Below are 16,934 nucleotides of genomic sequence, written 5' to 3' on the forward strand. Positions count from 1 at the left end.
AGGTTCAGAGTGTTTCCGGACTCAGTTTGCCATGGAGTTGATTCAAAATGATAACAGCAGTTTTCGAGCGGGCATGATCTCGTCCGAAAACCGCTTCTCACTTTTCGGGATCATGCCTTAGCGACCTGCTGCACGCCTTTCAGCGTGGAGACCGAGCATATACATTGCCACTGTCGCCCCCGCAATGGCGGTGATGTCGGCATGGTCATAGGCCGGGGAAACTTCGACGACGTCCGCTCCCCTGATGTCGAGCTGATGCAGCCGCTGCAGCACCGAAAGGATTTTCGCACTCGACGGGCCACCGGCTACCGGCGTTCCGGTACCGGGTGCATAGGCCGGATCGAGGCAGTCGATATCGAAGGTCAGGTAAGCGGGCGCGCCTTTGGTGTGGGAAATGATCGTCGACGCAATGTCGGCCGCGCTCATAGCCTCGACTTCATGGCCGTAGAGAAGCCGAATGCCGTAATCCTCTGGCGCATGCGTGCGAATGCCGATCTGGATGGAGCGATTGACATCGATCAGGCCGTCACGGGCGGCGCGCGCAACGAAGGAGCCATGATCGATCCGTTTGCCGTCGTCGAACCAAGTGTCCTGATGCGCGTCGAACTGCACCAGCGCCAAGGGGCCATGTTTGGCCGCATGCGCCTTCAGCAATGGCCAGGTGACGAAATGGTCGCCGCCGAGCGTGAGCAAAAAGGCGCCGCTGTCGAGGATCGTGTTCGCTTGCCGCTCGATCTCCGCCGGCGTCTCCTGATGGTTGCCGTAGTCGAGCAGGCAATCGCCATAATCGATGACGGCCATTTCGGCGAAGAGGTCGCGGTGGAAAGGATATTGCGGATCATTGTCGAAGATCGCGGAGGCGCGACGGATCGCCTGCGGCCCGAAGCGCGTTCCAGGCCGATTGGATGTCGCCGCATCGAAGGGAATGCCCCAGACGACGGCGTCGACGCCGTCGAGCGACTTGGTGAAGCGCCGGCGCATGAAGGAGAGCGCCCCCGCAAATGTCGGGTCGCTGGCTGCCGACCTCAGGCTCGTTGCTGAAAAGGCGTGATCAATCGACGTGCTCGGCAAAGGATTCTCCTTCGTTCGCATGGAAACTATAGGCCCGCTCGACCCGGGCGACACGGACTTGGTATTGCTCGTACCAGCGCTCGCGCCCAAGCTTCTGGGCTGCCATGTGCGAGACGACATTCTTCCAGGCCAGAATGCTTTTTTCGTCCCGCCAGAAGGAAATGGTGATGCCGAAGCCATCGCTGCGTCTGGCGCTCTCAAGGCCGAAGCAGCCGTCCTGGGCGAGCGCCAGCGCCTCCATTTTCTCTCCCATGGCCCCATAGCCCTGATCGCCCTCCGTACGGATGGAGGAAAACGAGACGATGTAATAGGGCGGCTTCGGCGTGGCGGCAAAAGGCGATGCGCGATCACGTGTCATAGGGTGTCTCCCGAGGTGAAGAGAAGTAGAGAGCATGGGTGCGGCATGCAAGCATGGGAGCGACAACGAACGCCTATTTGCTTGGTGGAACCGTGCATCGATACGCTTGCTTCACGCAGGCGATTTGCGGCGTCGAACATTGCGCTTTGCCGTCGACAACAGCACAAATCGAACATTGATCGGTAAATTCGTGACAGCCCGGATTGGCTTGCAGGAAATCCCGCATGCTTTCCATGGGGACCGGTGTTGCCTCAATCGTCGTAACGGCATCCGCTGAAAAAGCCGCGGTTGCGTAGAGGGCTGAGAATGCCAGCGAAGAGACCAAACCCAATCCCGTGGATCTCATGTCTGCCCCTGCATGGTTCCTATTCCGCTCTAACCTAGTCGATCATACGATAACAGAGAAAAAAGCGCTGACACATCTCAATGTGGAACATCGGCCGCCGAGGACACTGCAGTTCTGACAACTGCACATAAACGAAAAAAGGCCGGGCGAACCCGGCCTTTCCAAAATCCGATCTCGGATAAGCGATTAACGCTTGGAGAACTGGAACGAACGACGTGCCTTGGCGCGGCCGTACTTCTTGCGTTCGACAACGCGGCTGTCGCGGGTCAGGAAGCCGCCCTTCTTCAGGACCGAGCGCAGGCCCGGCTCGAAGTAGGTCAGCGCCTTGGACAGGCCGTGGCGAACGGCACCGGCCTGGCCGGAAAGACCGCCGCCGGCGACGGTGGCAACGATGTCGAACTGGCCGTCACGGGCAGCAGCGACGATCGGCTGACGCAGGATCATCTGCAGAACCGGACGGGCGAAGTATGCCGTGTAGTCCTTGCCGTTGACGATGATCTTGCCGGAGCCCGCCTTGACCCAAACGCGGGCGACGGCGTCTTTGCGCTTGCCGGTCGCGTAGGAACGGCCAAGCGAGTCGACCTTGCGGACGTGAACCGGAGCAGCAGCTTCCGATGCCGTGCCGAGATCCTTCAGGGAAGAGAGATCAGCCATTATCAGGCGCTCCTTACGTTCTTCTTGTTCAGCTTGGCCACGTCGAGAACGACCGGCTGCTGGGCTTCATGGGGATGGTTGGAGCCGGCGTAGACGCGCAGGTTCTTCATCTGGCGACGGCCGAGCGGGCCGCGCGGAACCATGCGTTCGACAGCCTTCTCGAGAACACGCTCCGGGAAGCGGCCTTCGATGATCTGGCGAGCGGTGCGCTCCTTGATGCCGCCGGCATAACCGGTGTGCCAGTAGTAAACCTTGTCTTCGTACTTCTTGCCGGTGAAGACGACCTTGTCGGCATTGATAACGATGACATTGTCGCCGTCGTCGACGTGCGGCGTGAAGGTAGCCTTATGCTTGCCGCGCAGACGCATTGCGATGATAGAAGCGAGACGGCCAACGACGAGCCCTTCGGCGTCGATGAGAACCCACTTCTTCTCCACCTCTGCAGGCTTCTGGGAGAAGGTAGCCATGTTGAATACTCTCTTTTGGATCCCCGGGCCCGAAGGCATCAGGGCGTTTCTTGTTGCTTGGTTTGGCGAGCGAAACGCGCGCCAAAAAGAAAGCAGCCCGGAAAGGCTGCGATCTGGGGCGGCTTATAAAGGGAATGGGTGAGGAGGTCAATAAGAGCGGATTTTGTGATCTGAAAAATTCATAATGAAAATCAATAGGTTAAATATGAGGTATTTTGATACCCCATATTTCTTGTCCCTAAGCCAGTCTCAGAACCAATACGCCCCCTGCAATAATGGCACCCGCCACATAGCGCCAGACGCTCGATCGCTCCTTCAGGATGACCACCGAAATCACCAGCGCGAACAGGATCGATGTCTCGCGCAACGCCGCCACCATGGCGACGGGTGCCTTCGTCATCGCCCACAATGCCAGGCCGTAGGATGTCAGCGAGCCGCCACCGCCGATCAGGCCGCGCCACCAGTTATAGCGGACATGGGCGGCGACAACGGAGACCCCGCGCCGTGAGATCGCCCACGTAAACAACAGGACCGGCGGCAGGAGCGACATCCACAGTGTATAGGATATGGAATTGCCGGAAAGGCGCGCGCCGATGCCGTCGACATAGGTATAGGTGGCGATAACAACCGCGTTGGACAGAGCGAGCACAATGGCCTGCCGGCCGCCCTTCCGGGCTTCGAAGGCAAGCGTCAATATCCCGGCGCAGATCGTCATCGTGCCGAGCAGCGCGCCGCCGGACAGCGCCTCATGCAGGATGAAGCCGCTGGTCGCCACGATGATCATTGGCGCCACCCCGCGCATCAGCGGATAGACGAGACCGATGTCGCCGGCGCGATAGGCTGCGGCCACCAATTGAAAATAAGCGAACTGCAGGATCGCCGACGCACCGATGAATGGCCAGGCGGCCGAAGCCGGCAATGGCAGAAAGGGCAGAAAGGGCAGGGCGGTTACCGCGCCGCCGGCCGCGACCATCGCTGCATCCAGCGACTTGTCCGTTCCAGCCTTGATGATGGCGTTCCACGTTGCATGCAGCAGCGCGCCGAAGAGAACGAGAGCGATAACGTCAGCGGACACGGAGACCTCGGGATTGCACGGCAACGAGCAAGGATTTGACGATTTGTGGGCATGCAGGCGCCATTTGACCCTCAATGCACCGAAAAGCAACAAAATGTGTGGGTTTTTATGCTTCTGGCTGTTCTTTCTCTCAAGAAATTCAATCGAAAAGCGCGGTTGTGTGTTCTCTGTTTGTTCGAATTATTCGCGCAACCATGAGGTGTTTCTAATTTATGGGAGAATGAAGCGAGAACAAAAATTGCATGCCGGGTGAACGCACGGCGCAAGGTTATTTTAGTAACATTCAAAGCGCTGTGAGGGTGTTATCGTAGTATCATTGACTAAGACGGAAAATTGTAACGCGGAGAATCCCGCTACTTCCAGTCGCTTAAAGCAATCGGAGGCGCAGGAGCCTACTCTGCGTCGCAGATGAGATGGTTCTGATAGGCTGAGCCACATCTCGCGTGAAAGAGGGACAACCTGTCTTGCCGCACGGCTATCGGTGGTGCGGGAAGAGCAAATCATCGTCGTCGAAATCGGTCGACGGCCGGCACGTATAGACGGGGCAATTGGCTCTGTCCTTGGTCGGCATATAGTCCTGGTAGGCATAATAGCCGGGGTCGCAGGCATTGCTGTCGGAGACGACGCGATCGTAAAGCGTCATGTTGCGTACCCTGGTGGATGGATAGCGCATGATGACGGCCCGTTCGCGGTTGATGATCGCCCTGGCCTCACCACAGGTGAAGGACATGGAGTTGTAACGCGAGATCGCCAGGGCCGGTGTGGCGGCGGAGGCGATCAGCAGGCTCAGCAGCACGAATTTTTTCATCGGAGCAATCCTCCTCGAAATTGTTATAATGCTTATATATACGCGAAAGCCGCGGCCGTGGTTTCCGGATTTGTGGCAAAACGCAAGTTTGATCCAATGGGAGGCTGTGTGATGAACCATGACCGTTATGAGGATTCTTATATCGCCGATATCCTTTTATCCGTGCGGACAATCGCGCTTGTTGGCGCATCGCCCAATCCCGCGCGCCCAAGCAACGGCGTCATGGCCTATCTGATGGCGCGAGGCTATCGCGTTATTCCAGTCAATCCCGGACAGGCCGGCAAGGAAATCCTCGGACAGTGGGTTTTTGGTCATCTGGCCGATATTCCCGAGCCGGTCGACATGGTCGATGTCTTCCGCGCGCCGGAATATCTGCGATCGGTGGTCGAAGAGACAATCATGATCGAGCCGCGGCCACCGGTCATCTGGGGCCAGCTCGGCGTGCGAGACGATGCCGCCGCGGCGAGAGCGGAAGCGGCCGGCGTCAAGGTCGTCATGGACCGCTGCCCGGCCATCGAATATCCGCGGCTGGTCGCCTGACGCCGGCAGAGCGCCTCCGACTGCGAAAAACCTGACATGCGATATCGCTGAAAGATGGCAGGTTTTTCACTTGGGTGGAAAAGCTCGGCAAAGTTCGCGGTTAACTTTCAAACCTGAGACGTTATGATCCTCCCGTCACAACAGGGGCGGGAGAAGAGAGTATGGCGACGAATAATCCGGGTTTCGACACGCTGGCAATCCATGCAGGCGCGCAGCCGGACCCGACGACGGGCGCCCGCGCGACGCCGATCTATCAGACCACTTCCTTCGTCTTTCAGGATGCGGACCACGCCGCCGCGCTCTTCGGGCTGCAGCAGTTCGGCAATATCTACACGCGCATCATGAACCCGACCCAAGCCGTGCTTGAAGAGCGGGTGGCCGCTCTCGAAGGCGGCACGGCGGGCCTTGCTGTCGCCTCCGGCCATGCCGCCCAGATGATCGTTTTCCATACCATCATGCAGCCCGGCGACAATTTCGTCGCTGCCAGGCGGCTCTACGGCGGCTCGGTCAACCAGTTCGGTCATTCCTTCCAGAATTTCGATTGGCACGTTCGCTGGGCCGACTCCGCCGATCCCGCGACGTTCGAAGCTCAGATCGACAGCCGTACCCGCGGCATCTTCATTGAAAGCCTTGCCAATCCGGGCGGCACCTTCGTTGACATCGAGGCGATCGCCGCCGTTGCCCGCAGACATGGCCTGCCGCTGATCGTCGACAATACCATGGCCAGTCCCTATCTCATCCGGCCGCTGGAACATGGCGCCGACATCGTCGTGCATTCCCTAACCAAATTCATTGGCGGCCACGGCAATTCCATGGGCGGCATGATCATTGATGGCGGCACCTTCGACTGGTCTGCTTCAGGTAACTATCCGATGCTGTCGACGCCGAGGCCGGAATATAACGGCATCGTGCTGCACGCGACCTTCGGCAATTTCGCCTTCGCCATAGCCTGCCGCGTCCTCGGCCTGCGCGATCTCGGCCCCGCCATTTCCCCTTTCAACGCCTTCCTGCTTCTTACGGGCATCGAGACGCTGCCGCTGCGCATGCAGCGCCATTCCGACAATGCGATCGCCGTCGCACGCTGGCTGAAACAGCAGGACAAGGTGGCCTGGGTGAACTATGCCGGTCTTGAGGACGACCCGAACCATGCGCTGCAACAGCGCTATTCGCCCAAGGGGGCGGGTTCTGTCTTCACCTTCGGTTTGAAGGGCGGCTATGAAGCAGGCAAGGGATTGGTGGAGGGCCTGGAGCTCTTTTCCCATCTCGCCAATATCGGCGACACGCGCTCGTTGGTCATCCATCCCGCCTCGACGACGCACAAACAGCTCACCGACGAGCAGAAAATCGCCGCCGGCGCCGGTCCTGATGTCGTCCGCCTGTCGATTGGTATCGAGGACGTCAAGGACATCATCGCCGACCTCGAGCAGGCGCTGGCGAAGGTGTGATACGCGAGCGTTTCCTGATAGGGACGGAGGATTTATGACAACATATTTACGATTGGACACCGACGGCATCGAGCCGGAAACCGGAGCTCCTGCCGCCGATCGCATCCTTTCCGGTGCGCCAGGGTTCCGGACCTGGAGTGTCGAGGAAGCCGATGGCGGCCTCTATGCCGGCATATGGGAGGCGACGCCTGGCAAATGGCAAATCGTCTATGACGAGTGGGAGTATTTCCATATCCTTTCGGGCTATTCGGTGATGACCGCCGAAAACGGCGAGACTTTTCATCTGCGCGCCGGCGATCGCATGATTCTGAGACCCGGCTTCAAAGGGACGTGGGAAGTCATTGAAACGACTCGAAAGGATTATGTGATCCGTCTCTGAAGGCCGTGCGGATTCCGCCGCAAAACCGATCGCTTCAAACCGGAAAGGTCGGCGCCATTGGATGCAGACAGGCATTCGCGGCAGAGCCAGCGCAATCAGCCATTCCTATTGCTGTAAGTTGTGTCACTGGCCTTTCACCAAACTGTCATCAAACTGAAACACTGCGAGATTAGAGCCATCACTGTCGCCAGGGGATTGAGGTGGGGTTGTGAACCGATGGGGCGCTCCACGCTATCTCCTGCTCGCCATTCATTCATCACTTGAGGAAGTGAGTTCAATCATGTTGAATCAGAAATTTCGTTCGCTTTGCCTGACTGCAGGCTTCATCGCGGTTATGGCCGTTTCGGCCTCGGCTGCCGACATCACGGGCGCCGGCTCGAGCTTCATCGCTCCGGTTCTGTCCAAGTGGGCCGAAGGCTACAAGGCTGCGACGAACAATGTCGTCAACTACCAGTCGGTTGGTTCGGGCGCTGGCATCAAGCAGCTCCTCGACAAGACCATCGTATTCGGCGCTTCGGACAAGCCGATGAGCGACGCTGACCTCGAGAAGAACGGCATTGCCCAGTTCCCGATGATCTCCGGCGGTATCGTCGTTTCCTATAACGTTGAAGGCGTAAAGCCGGGCGAACTCGTTCTCGACGGCAAGACGCTGGGCGACATCTTCCTCGGCAAGATTGCCAAGTGGGACGACACGGCCATCAAGGCCCTCAACCCCGACCTGAAGCTGCCTTCCACGGCGATCTCCGTCGTTTATCGTGCCGACAGCTCGGGCACGACCTTCAACTTCACCGATTACCTATCGAAGGTTTCGCCGGAGTGGAAGGAAAAGGTTGGTTCGAACACGGCAGTTGAATGGCCGGTCGGCTTCGGCGCCAAGGGTTCCGAAGGCGTTTCCACCACTGTCAACCAGACCGCTGGTTCGATCTCCTACGTTGAATATTCCTACGTCGTCGCCAATCACATCGGTTTCGCGAAGATGAAGAATGCTGCCGGCAAGGTTATCGAGCCGAGCCTCGACACCTTCAAGGCTGCTGCTTCCAACGCCGATTGGGCTCATGCTAAGAACTTCAACCTGATCATCACCAATCAGCCGGGCGAAAAGAGCTGGCCGATTGCAGCTTCGACCTGGGTTATGCTCTACAAGAAGCCTGCCGATGCTGCTAAGAACGAAGAAGCTCTGAAGTTCTTCAAGTGGGCCTATCAGAACGGTCAGAAGGATGCGACCGCTCTGTCCTATCTGGCGGTCCCGGAAACTGTTGCCGCTGTTGTCGAAGAGTCCTGGAAGAAGGACTTCGGCACGAAGTAATTTGTGCTGGCTGAGAAGTTGCGGCGGACAGGGTATAAGCCCTGTCCGCCTTTCGTGACAGGACAAGGGGAAATCGATGGCTGACGCGATTCAGACGGCTGGCTTCCAGGCTGTGGATACCACCGCCGCCACCAGAAAATTCCGGATACAGGATCGGATTTTCTATTTTATGACGCTTGGCTCGGCTACTCTTGTCGTGCTTCTGCTGCTGGCAATCCTTGCGGTTCTTGTCATCGATGCCTTGCCGACCTTCCAGACCTTCGGATTGTCGTTCCTTTGGGGCACGAAGTGGAGCGCTCCAGCCGATATCTACGGTGCTGTGCCTGCCGTGGTCGGCACGCTGGTGAGTGCGTTCATCTCCATGCTGATTGCCGTTCCGCTCGGCATCGGCATCGCCATCTTCCTCACGGAACTTTGCCCCGGTAGCCTGCGTCGTCCGATCAGCACGGCCATCGAGCTTCTGGCGGGCGTTCCCTCCATTATCTACGGCATCGTCGGTCTGTTCATTCTCGTGCCGCTGATGCAGAATTATGTCCTGCCCTTTCTTATGATGACGATCGGCCAGGTGCCGGTGATCGGCTTGCTATTCCAGCCGCCGGCGCCGGGTGTCGGCTTGTTGACGGCAAGCCTCGTGCTGGCTGTCATGATCCTGCCGTTCATCACCGCGATCGCCCGCGACGTGTTCAGCACCGTGCCGCCGATGCTGCGTGAATCGGCTTACGGCATGGGCATGACCACATGGGAAGTGGCTCGTAACATCCTGATCCCATATACGCGTCGCGGCCTCGTTGGCGGCATCATGCTCGGCCTCGGCCGCGCGCTTGGCGAAACCATGGCCGTCACCTTCGTTGTAGGCTCGGTAAGCCGTCTGCAAGCGTCGATCATCTCGCCATCCACCACCATTTCCGCCCAGATCGCGAATAACTTCGGCGATGCCGACGGTCTGCAATTGTCGAGCCTGATTGCGCTCGGCCTGCTCCTGTTCGTCCTTTCCTTCTGCGTGCTTGCGCTGGCGAGGTGGATGATCGGCCGCGGCGACTCGCTCTGAGGAAAAACCGATGGAAAATGCAATTCGTCAGAACCTCGTGTCGAGGCGTTATGGGAAGAACCGGGTGATGATGGCCCTGTGCTTTCTCGCGGCCATCCTCGGCATATTCTTTCTCAGCGTTATCCTTGTGACCCTGGTTTATCGCGGTGTATCGGCGCTCAGCCTCGACGTTTTCACAATGTCGATCCCAGCTCAGGGCTCGCGCGGCGGCCTGATCAACGCCATCTACGGCACTGTGCTGGTCACGGGCGCCGCCATCCTGATCGCCGCGCCGATCGGCATTCTCGCCGGCACCTATCTGGTGGAATATGCCAACGGCACCAAGCTTGCCGAAGCTGCCAAGTTCATCAATGACATCCTGCTGTCCGCACCCTCGATCATCGTCGGTGTGTTCGTCTACGGTGCCGTGGTCGTGCCCATGCACGGCAACTCTGCCATCGCCGGCATCCTCGCGCTGGCGCTGATCGCTCTCCCGGTCGTCAATCGCACGACGCAGGACATGCTAATGCTGGTGCCAAATGCGCTTCGTGAGGCGACCGCCGCGCTCGGCGCGCCGCGCTGGAAGTCCATGATGATGGTGATCTACCGTTCCGCCTGGACGGGCATCCTCACCGGCATCCTGCTGGCCGTAGCCCGTATCAGCGGCGAAACCGCGCCGCTTCTCTTCACGGCCGGCTACAGCAAATTCATGAATGCGGGACTGACCGGTCCAATCGCCACGCTGCCGGTTGCCATCAATACGCTCGCCGCCGATGCAGGCGAGGATCTCAAACAATTGGCTTGGGCCGGCGCGCTGATCATCACCGTTGCCATCCTTGCCCTCAACATCCTTGCCCGTGTCTTGAGTGGGCGCCGCCAGTGACGCAGCCGCCGAACGATAGGAATGAAACCATGAACATGAGCGATAGCAATTTTCAGAGCGTCAACACACAGCCGGGGAAGGACGCCGTTTCTCAGTCGGGTGTCGGTGGCGTCGCGAAACTTGAGGTGAAGAACCTCGATTTCACCTATCAGAACGGTCATCGCGTTCTGAAGGGTGTCAATATGAACATCCGCAAGAATGCGGTCACCGCCTTCATCGGCCCTTCGGGTTGCGGTAAGTCCACGCTGCTGCGCACCTTCAATCGGATGTATGATCTCTATCCGGGCCAGACGGTTGGGGGCGAGATCCTGCTGGACGGCCGCAATATCCTTGCGAAGGACGTCGATCTGAACGATTTGCGTGCCAAGGTCGGCATGGTGTTCCAGAAGCCGACGCCGTTCCCGATGTCGATCTATGAGAACGTCGCTTTCGGCATCCGGCTCTATGAGAAGATTTCCAAGGCGGAAATGGACGCTCGCGTCGAAGCGGCGCTGACGGAAACTGCGTTGTGGAGCGAAGTGAAGGACAAGCTGCACCAGAGCGGACTTGGCCTTTCCGGCGGTCAGCAGCAGCGCCTCTGCATCGCCCGCGCCATCGCGGTCAAGCCGTCCGTGCTGCTTCTCGACGAGCCGACCTCGGCTCTCGATCCGATCTCGACCGCTAAGATCGAAGAACTCGTGTCGCAGTTGAAGGGCGAGTTTACGATCGTCATCGTGACGCACAACATGCAGCAGGCAAGCCGCATCTCCGACAACACCGCCTTCATGTATCTTGGCGACCTGATCGAATACGGCCCGACCGAGCAGATTTTCCAGGCGCCGAAAGTCAAGCGCACGGAAGACTACATCACCGGCCGTTACGGCTGATACGGAAGAGGCGGCACCGTCCCGCTTCCAGTGATTTTGCGATGGCGCGCCCACCCGGCGCGCCATCTGCGTTTTGGGGGATGATTCATGAGCCCGGCGCGTCGTTCGACATCGACGTCGTCGAACTTAACTCACCAGCTCAATTCCAGCTTGTCGAGGCCATGGAATTGATAGAGGTCCTTGACCTCCGGCGTCTTCTTGAGCTTCAGGCCGCGCAGGCGCTCGAACAGGATCGGCAGCACCGCATTCAATTCCAGCCGCGCCAACGGCGCACCGATGCAGAAATGGATGCCGGCGCCGAAGGAGAGGTTGGGCGCTTCATTGCGGTCGGGCTTGAAGGTGAGGGGATCGGAGAACTTCGTGGGGTCCAGATTGGCGGCGGCGAGAATCAATGCCGCCTTGTCGCCACGCTCGAAGGAAACGCCGTCGATCTCCGCCGACTCCAGGCACCAGCGCTGGAAAACATGCACGGGCGCGCAGATCCGCAGGGTTTCCTCGACCGTGCGCTCCGTTGTCGCCTCGTCCTTGAAAAGCTCGGCCGGCGCATAGCCGCTCTCCAGGATGACGCGAACGGAATTGCCGATCTGGTGCACCGTCGCCTCGTGGCCGGCATTGAGCAGCACGATCGTCGTCGAGACCAGCTCGTCTTCCGTCAGATACTGGCCCTTGTGCTCAGTGGTGATCATATGGGTGAGGAGATCGTCGCGCGGATTGGCGCGGCGCTCGCGAATGACTGTTTTCACGTAGTCGGCAAATTCCTTGGCCGCCTGATCCGCCGCGATCTCATCTTCGGGCGTGCGGCCGAAGATGTACATACGCACATAGGCATGCGACCACTTCAGCAACTGCGGCCCCATCTCTTCCGGAATGCCGATCATCCGCGCGATCATCGTGACGGGAATGATGTCGGCAAAGGCCGACAGCAGTTCGACTTCGCCTTTTTTCTCGAAATTGTCGATCAGCCGGTTGGCGAGCTCGGCCAGCTCCGGCTTCATCTTCTCGACGTGACGCGAGACGAAAGCGCGATTGACGAGGGTTCTCAGCCGCGTGTGTTCCGGCGGTTCGATTTCGAGAAGCGAATGCTGTTCGGCAAGGTCGAAGTTTTTCAGATGTGGCTGCGGTGCGGGCAGGCCGAGTTCTTCGCGGCTGGCGATATGCAGGATCTGCCGGCCGAAGCGGCGGTCGCGCAGCAGGCCGTTCACATGATCATAGCCGGTGAAATACCATTGCTGCTGCTGTTCCCAATAGAAGGTGGGACATTCGGCATGCAAGGCAGTGTAGACGGCGTTCGGATTGTTGTAGAAGGCGGGATCGCGGGCATTGAGGGACACGCGACGCGCGACGGGATCGATGGAGAAAACGGAGGATGTGGTCATGACGAAAGGATTATCGGAATAAATCGGCTGGGAAAAGGCCATTACATCCGCGACAAAGTGCCGAGGCGGCGCAGAGCATGGATCTGATCGTCGAGCGTCGGCACAAGTTCACCGCCGTTGGGATCGGGCGGCGTATCCGTGGCCGTTGCCGCTTCCGTTTCGCTGAAGACGATCGTGCAGTTGCGGCCGGCGCGCTTGGCGGCATAAAGCGCCCGATCGGCGGCGGAAACCAGCCGGTCCCAGTTGGCGGTGTCGCACGGCATGATCGCCAGACCGATACTGACGGTCGCCGGCACCAATGAGCGGCCGGCAAGCAGCGGCACCCGGCAGAATTCCATGCGGATAGTCTCGGCGATCGCCTCGGCCTCCGACTGGTCGTCGACGAGGACGAAGGCGGTGAATTCCTCGCCACCCATGCGGCCGAATGCGCCGCCGCGCGGCACGAACTGCCGTCCGATGCGGGCGAATTCGGCAAGCACGATATCGCCTGTCTGGTGGCCATAACGATCGTTGATCGCTTTGAAGTGATCGAGATCGAACAACAGCGTGGCGATCTTCTGCGAGTCCTTGTCGGTTTTCCCGGCGATAAGCTCGAAATAATCCAGCAGGCCGCGTCGGTTCAGCACGCCCGTCAGCGTATCGGTAATGGAGATTGCTCGCCAGCGACGTTCGGATCGTTCCATCATCAGTCTGCCGCTGAGTGCGATTGCCGTGGTGATCAGCAGCGCGCTGCTAAGGGCGGAGTAGCTGCGATAGGTCAGAGCTTCCTCAAGGCTGGGTCGCAGGAGCGTCATCGACATGGCGGACGCGAAGCAGAGGCAGGCGAGCGCCATGAAAACGAAACCGAGCTGCCCGCGCACCCCCTCGCGTCGGCCTTCCGCGGGACGAACCGCAGAGGCGAGCAGCGTCGCGCCGACAGCGCCGGCGAGATCGTAAAGGATGACGCGATTGACGTAGCTCTCGTGAATCCAGGGCAGTTCGACGCCGGCAAACCAGATGAGCGGCGGGAACAGCGCCCGCCAGTCCAGCCTACGATTGTCCAGCCAGTAAAAGCCGGCGATCCAGGCGCTTTCGCCGAGCAGGGCAATGCCGTTGCCGACTTCGATCGACAGGAAATCCGGAATGAAGCCGCGCGCCGCCACCAACGCGAACCCGACGCCGCTGACGGTGAAGCCCATCGCCCACATCAAATAGGCGGGCGTCTGGCGATCATGCCGCCAGGCAAAGAAAAGCACGGTTGCGAGCGTAAACGCTTCGGAACACCAGATGGTGAGGCCCGTGGTGATATTGAGCACGATATGCGTTTCTCCCTTACCGTGGCGCGGATGTCGTCGGCGCAAAGGACACGGTAATGCTTGCAATGGAGGCATCATCGCCGAATAAGATGGTGAGTTCCTTAAGTCGGTTGGTAAATTTTAGCTGTGCATGGGAATGAGGCTGTGCCAACCTCGTCTGCGCTTCATCTTTCCTTCACCCTGCGGTTTGGAAAAGCGGTGGACCGCGCGCAGCGCATCATCAGATCTATTGGCATGGGGAAATCAGCGGTTAGAAACCCTTCCTCAACATCTCCTGAGCCATTAGGCCTTTTTGACGTTATCCTTTCGCGCGTCTTGAAGTGCAGGGCGGTGACACTCTATGTAGGGTAAAGGGATTTTATTCGATTCCCGGCAGTTCGCCGTCGGGGCAAGCTTGGTAAAGGACGCACATGAGAAATCCAGTCGATACAGCTATGGCTCTGGTGCCGATGGTTGTTGAGCAGACCAACCGCGGGGAACGGTCTTACGACATCTATTCTCGCCTGCTGAAGGAACGCATCATCTTCTTGACGGGCCCGGTCGAAGATCAAATGGCGACGCTGGTCTGCGCCCAGCTTCTCTTCCTCGAGGCGGAAAATCCGAAGAAAGAGATCGCGCTCTACATCAATTCGCCGGGCGGCGTCGTCACGGCAGGCATGGCAATTTATGACACCATGCAGTTCATCAAGCCCGCAGTATCGACGCTTTGCATCGGCCAGGCTGCGTCGATGGGCTCGCTGCTGCTCGCGGCTGGCGACAAGGACATGCGTTTCGCTACGCCGAATTCGCGCATCATGGTTCACCAGCCTTCCGGCGGTTTCCAGGGGCAGGCTTCGGACATCGAGCGCCACGCCCGCGACATCATCAAGATGAAGCGCCGCCTGAATGAAGTTTACGTCAAGCATTGCGGCCGAACCTACGAAGAGGTCGAGCAGACGCTCGATCGTGACCATTTCATGTCCTCCGATGAGGCCAAGGAATGGGGTCTGATCGACAAGGTGCTGACCTCCCGTACTGAAATGGAAGGTGAAACCCCCGCCTGAGTTATCCAAGGGCGGTGTCTTCTACGCCACAGTTCTATCCCATTTGTGATCGAATAGGGGTTTAATGTGGTGTAGAACACGGTAATAGTAAGCGTTAATGCTATGTAGCGATTTTATGACATAGCATTGGGCATTCGAAGGGGGATTCGTTGCCACCGCAGCCCGGGTATGTGGTCTGGGCTACGTTCAGTACCCCGAAGAGCGCCGCGATCTGCTGATGAAACGAGGGGCAGGTCCGGCGGGCGCATTGAGTGGACCGCGATTTCAATCTGGAAATCAGCGGCGTGCTGGAAGGAAAATGATATGAGCAAAGTCAGCGGCAGCAACGGCGGCGACTCCAAGAATACCCTGTATTGTTCATTCTGCGGCAAGAGCCAGCATGAAGTCCGGAAGCTTATTGCCGGACCGACCGTCTTCATCTGCGATGAATGCGTCGAGCTGTGCATGGACATCATCCGCGAGGAGAACAAATCCTCGATGGTGAAGTCCCGTGACGGCGTGCCGACACCGCAGGATATCATCAAGGTTCTCGACGAATACGTCATCGGCCAGAGGCAGGCGAAGAAGATCCTGTCGGTGGCGGTTCATAACCACTACAAGCGTCTCGCACATGCGTCCAAGAATGGCGATGTCGAATTGGCGAAGTCGAACATCATGCTCGTCGGCCCGACCGGCTGCGGCAAGACCTATCTTGCGCAGACGCTGGCCCGCATCATCGACGTGCCGTTCACCATGGCTGACGCGACGACGCTGACCGAAGCCGGCTACGTCGGTGAAGATGTTGAAAACATCATCCTGAAGCTGCTGCAGGCTGCCGACTACAATGTCGAGCGCGCCCAGCGCGGCATCGTCTACATCGACGAAGTCGACAAGATTTCGCGCAAGTCTGACAATCCGTCGATCACCCGCGACGTGTCGGGCGAAGGCGTGCAGCAGGCGCTGCTGAAGATCATGGAAGGCACGGTTGCTTCGGTTCCTCCGCAGGGTGGCCGCAAGCATCCGCAGCAGGAATTCCTGCAGGTCGACACGACGAACATCCTGTTCATCTGCGGCGGCGCTTTTGCCGGCCTCGACAAGATCATCTCCGCCCGCGGCGAAAAGACCTCGATCGGCTTCAGTGCTGCCGTCAAGGCGCCTGACGATCGTCGCGTCGGCGAAGTGCTGCGCGAACTGGAGCCGGAAGACCTGGTCAAGTTCGGCCTGATCCCGGAATTCATCGGTCGTCTGCCGGTTCTGGCGACGCTGGAAGACCTGGACGAGGATGCGCTGATCCAGATCCTGTCGGAACCGAAGAACGCGCTCGTCAAGCAGTACCAGCGCCTGTTCGAGATGGAAGACGTCGAGCTGACCTTCCACGAGGATGCGCTGCGCGAAATCGCCCGCAAGGCGATTGTTCGCAAGACCGGCGCGCGCGGCCTGCGCTCGATCATGGAAAAGATCCTGCTCGACACGATGTTCGATTTGCCGGCGCTGGAAGGCGTTCGCGAAGTGGTCATCTCCGAAGAGGTCGTTCGCGGCTCTGCCCGTCCGCTCTACATCTACGCGGACCGGCAGGAAGAAAAGGCCAACGCTACCGCCTGATCGCCAGATTTAAGGCCTAAATCCGGGGCTCGTCGTTGACGGGCCCCTTTCTATTTGAAAAATCGTACAGTTTCCTGATAAAGTCCGGGATAAGCTCACTGGAACGCCGACGAAACCGGTTGTTAAGAGCGCCTGCCGCGGCCATGATGGCGTGATTCTGGGGATCATCGGCGGATATGTGGATTTGCGTCCGGCTTCGGTCCATCGGGAACCGCATTGCCGGCGATGTTCGAGTAGCCGGGGTCCGGTGTTTGTTGTTGCGTTCCTCCTCGTGACATGCGTGTTTCGTGACCCTGCGGCGCGTTTTGCACGACTTGAAATGAATGATGTGAAGCTCCACTTCTAACCCAAGTGAGAGAGCCGGCTAATCCCTCCAAGCCGGCAGAGAGCCCGGGAACGGGACGACGGAAAGGA

The 16,934-nt window shown here is 58.9% G+C and carries 17 protein-coding genes; 9 read left to right on the forward strand and 8 right to left on the reverse strand.

From position 1 onward, the window contains the following. Positions 1 to 117: 117 nt before the first annotated feature. The 6 genes from speB to C9E91_RS07395 form a co-directional block, all read right to left on the reverse strand. The gene (gene speB, locus C9E91_RS07370) at positions 118 to 1,071 is read right to left on the reverse strand and encodes an agmatinase (RefSeq protein WP_107107707.1); all 954 of its coding nucleotides are present in this window, start codon (positions 1,069 to 1,071) and stop codon (positions 118 to 120) included. Further along, entirely contained in the window at positions 1,052 to 1,429 is a 378-nt protein-coding gene (locus tag C9E91_RS07375; RefSeq protein WP_107107708.1) for an antibiotic biosynthesis monooxygenase family protein, read from the reverse strand. The genes speB and C9E91_RS07375 overlap by 20 nt, the downstream gene beginning before the upstream one ends. A 532-nt stretch (positions 1,430 to 1,961) precedes the next feature. Continuing rightward, entirely contained in the window at positions 1,962 to 2,429 is a 468-nt protein-coding gene (rpsI, locus tag C9E91_RS07380; protein ID WP_028753976.1) for a 30S ribosomal protein S9, read from the reverse strand. Positions 2,430 to 2,431: 2 nt separating this feature from the next. Further along, entirely contained in the window at positions 2,432 to 2,896 is a 465-nt protein-coding gene (gene rplM, locus C9E91_RS07385; RefSeq protein ID WP_028753977.1) for a 50S ribosomal protein L13, read from the reverse strand. 238 nt (positions 2,897 to 3,134) lie between these two features. Then, positions 3,135 to 3,971 carry an EamA family transporter gene (locus tag C9E91_RS07390; protein ID WP_107107709.1) on the reverse strand — a complete coding sequence of 279 codons (837 nt, stop codon included), beginning with the start codon at positions 3,969 to 3,971 and terminating at the stop codon, positions 3,135 to 3,137. 475 nt (positions 3,972 to 4,446) lie between these two features. Further along, complete coding sequence (locus tag C9E91_RS07395) at positions 4,447 to 4,779, reverse strand: hypothetical protein (RefSeq protein ID WP_107107710.1); 333 nt, start codon at positions 4,777 to 4,779, stop codon at positions 4,447 to 4,449. A gap of 111 nt (positions 4,780 to 4,890) precedes the next feature. Between C9E91_RS07395 and C9E91_RS07400 the strand changes: the two genes are divergently transcribed. The 7 genes from C9E91_RS07400 (at position 4,891) to pstB (ending at position 11,225) form a co-directional block, all read left to right on the forward strand. Continuing rightward, entirely contained in the window at positions 4,891 to 5,319 is a 429-nt protein-coding gene (locus C9E91_RS07400; RefSeq protein WP_028753980.1) for a CoA-binding protein, read from the forward strand. A 161-nt stretch (positions 5,320 to 5,480) separates the two neighbouring features. Further along, positions 5,481 to 6,764 carry an O-acetylhomoserine aminocarboxypropyltransferase gene (locus C9E91_RS07405; protein WP_107107711.1) on the forward strand — a complete coding sequence of 428 codons (1,284 nt, stop codon included), beginning with the start codon at positions 5,481 to 5,483 and terminating at the stop codon, positions 6,762 to 6,764. A gap of 34 nt (positions 6,765 to 6,798) precedes the next feature. Then, entirely contained in the window at positions 6,799 to 7,143 is a 345-nt protein-coding gene (locus C9E91_RS07410) for a cupin domain-containing protein (protein ID WP_107107712.1), read from the forward strand. Positions 7,144 to 7,477: 334 nt separating this feature from the next. Beyond that, the gene (gene pstS / locus C9E91_RS07415) at positions 7,478 to 8,449 is read left to right on the forward strand and encodes a phosphate ABC transporter substrate-binding protein PstS (RefSeq protein ID WP_245407464.1); all 972 of its coding nucleotides are present in this window, start codon (positions 7,478 to 7,480) and stop codon (positions 8,447 to 8,449) included. Positions 8,450 to 8,525: 76 nt separating this feature from the next. Continuing rightward, positions 8,526 to 9,497 (forward strand): phosphate ABC transporter permease subunit PstC, encoded by a 972-nt coding sequence (gene pstC, locus C9E91_RS07420; protein WP_107107714.1) that lies wholly within the window; start codon positions 8,526 to 8,528, stop codon positions 9,495 to 9,497. 10 nt (positions 9,498 to 9,507) lie between these two features. Further along, complete coding sequence (gene pstA / locus C9E91_RS07425; protein WP_107107715.1) at positions 9,508 to 10,359, forward strand: phosphate ABC transporter permease PstA; 852 nt, start codon at positions 9,508 to 9,510, stop codon at positions 10,357 to 10,359. Between the two features lie 29 nt (positions 10,360 to 10,388). Beyond that, complete coding sequence (gene pstB, locus C9E91_RS07430; protein WP_107107716.1) at positions 10,389 to 11,225, forward strand: phosphate ABC transporter ATP-binding protein PstB; 837 nt, start codon at positions 10,389 to 10,391, stop codon at positions 11,223 to 11,225. Positions 11,226 to 11,356: 131 nt separating this feature from the next. On the opposite strand, the gene C9E91_RS07435 is transcribed toward pstB, so the two are convergent. Together C9E91_RS07435 and C9E91_RS07440 are read right to left on the reverse strand one after the other, a co-directional pair. Beyond that, positions 11,357 to 12,601 carry a cytochrome P450 gene (locus C9E91_RS07435; protein WP_107108110.1) on the reverse strand — a complete coding sequence of 415 codons (1,245 nt, stop codon included), beginning with the start codon at positions 12,599 to 12,601 and terminating at the stop codon, positions 11,357 to 11,359. A 41-nt stretch (positions 12,602 to 12,642) separates the two neighbouring features. Further along, complete coding sequence (locus C9E91_RS07440) at positions 12,643 to 13,896, reverse strand: GGDEF domain-containing protein (protein ID WP_107107717.1); 1,254 nt, start codon at positions 13,894 to 13,896, stop codon at positions 12,643 to 12,645. 410 nt (positions 13,897 to 14,306) lie between these two features. On the opposite strand from C9E91_RS07440, the gene clpP reads away from it, so the two are divergent. Beyond that, on the forward strand, positions 14,307 to 14,939 hold the full coding sequence (gene clpP / locus C9E91_RS07445) for an ATP-dependent Clp endopeptidase proteolytic subunit ClpP (protein ID WP_104822662.1): 633 nt from the start codon (positions 14,307 to 14,309) through the stop codon (positions 14,937 to 14,939). Between the two features lie 303 nt (positions 14,940 to 15,242). Further along, positions 15,243 to 16,520 (forward strand): ATP-dependent Clp protease ATP-binding subunit ClpX, encoded by a 1,278-nt coding sequence (gene clpX / locus C9E91_RS07450; RefSeq protein WP_028753990.1) that lies wholly within the window; start codon positions 15,243 to 15,245, stop codon positions 16,518 to 16,520. Positions 16,521 to 16,934: the final 414 nt, after the last annotated feature.

The sequence above is a fragment of the Rhizobium sp. SEMIA4064 genome (assembly GCF_003025035.1).
GTDB classification, from domain to species: domain Bacteria; phylum Pseudomonadota; class Alphaproteobacteria; order Rhizobiales; family Rhizobiaceae; genus Rhizobium; species Rhizobium paranaense.

Coding starts and splice junctions, on each gene's coding strand:
- C9E91_RS07410 (WP_107107712.1), top strand. CDS start 6,799: ATGACAACATATTTACGATTGGACACCGACGGCATCGAGCCGGAAACC.
- clpX (WP_028753990.1), top strand. CDS start 15,243: ATGAGCAAAGTCAGCGGCAGCAACGGCGGCGACTCCAAGAATACCCTG.
- C9E91_RS07405 (WP_107107711.1), top strand. CDS start 5,481: ATGGCGACGAATAATCCGGGTTTCGACACGCTGGCAATCCATGCAGGC.
- clpP (WP_104822662.1), top strand. CDS start 14,307: ATGAGAAATCCAGTCGATACAGCTATGGCTCTGGTGCCGATGGTTGTT.
- C9E91_RS07395 (WP_107107710.1), bottom strand. CDS start 4,779: ATGAAAAAATTCGTGCTGCTGAGCCTGCTGATCGCCTCCGCCGCCACA.
- C9E91_RS07375 (WP_107107708.1), bottom strand. CDS start 1,429: ATGACACGTGATCGCGCATCGCCTTTTGCCGCCACGCCGAAGCCGCCC.
- rpsI (WP_028753976.1), bottom strand. CDS start 2,429: ATGGCTGATCTCTCTTCCCTGAAGGATCTCGGCACGGCATCGGAAGCT.
- rplM (WP_028753977.1), bottom strand. CDS start 2,896: ATGGCTACCTTCTCCCAGAAGCCTGCAGAGGTGGAGAAGAAGTGGGTT.
- C9E91_RS07435 (WP_107108110.1), bottom strand. CDS start 12,601: ATGACCACATCCTCCGTTTTCTCCATCGATCCCGTCGCGCGTCGCGTG.
- C9E91_RS07400 (WP_028753980.1), top strand. CDS start 4,891: ATGAACCATGACCGTTATGAGGATTCTTATATCGCCGATATCCTTTTA.
- pstB (WP_107107716.1), top strand. CDS start 10,389: ATGAACATGAGCGATAGCAATTTTCAGAGCGTCAACACACAGCCGGGG.
- pstC (WP_107107714.1), top strand. CDS start 8,526: ATGGCTGACGCGATTCAGACGGCTGGCTTCCAGGCTGTGGATACCACC.
- pstA (WP_107107715.1), top strand. CDS start 9,508: ATGGAAAATGCAATTCGTCAGAACCTCGTGTCGAGGCGTTATGGGAAG.
- pstS (WP_245407464.1), top strand. CDS start 7,478: ATGGCCGTTTCGGCCTCGGCTGCCGACATCACGGGCGCCGGCTCGAGC.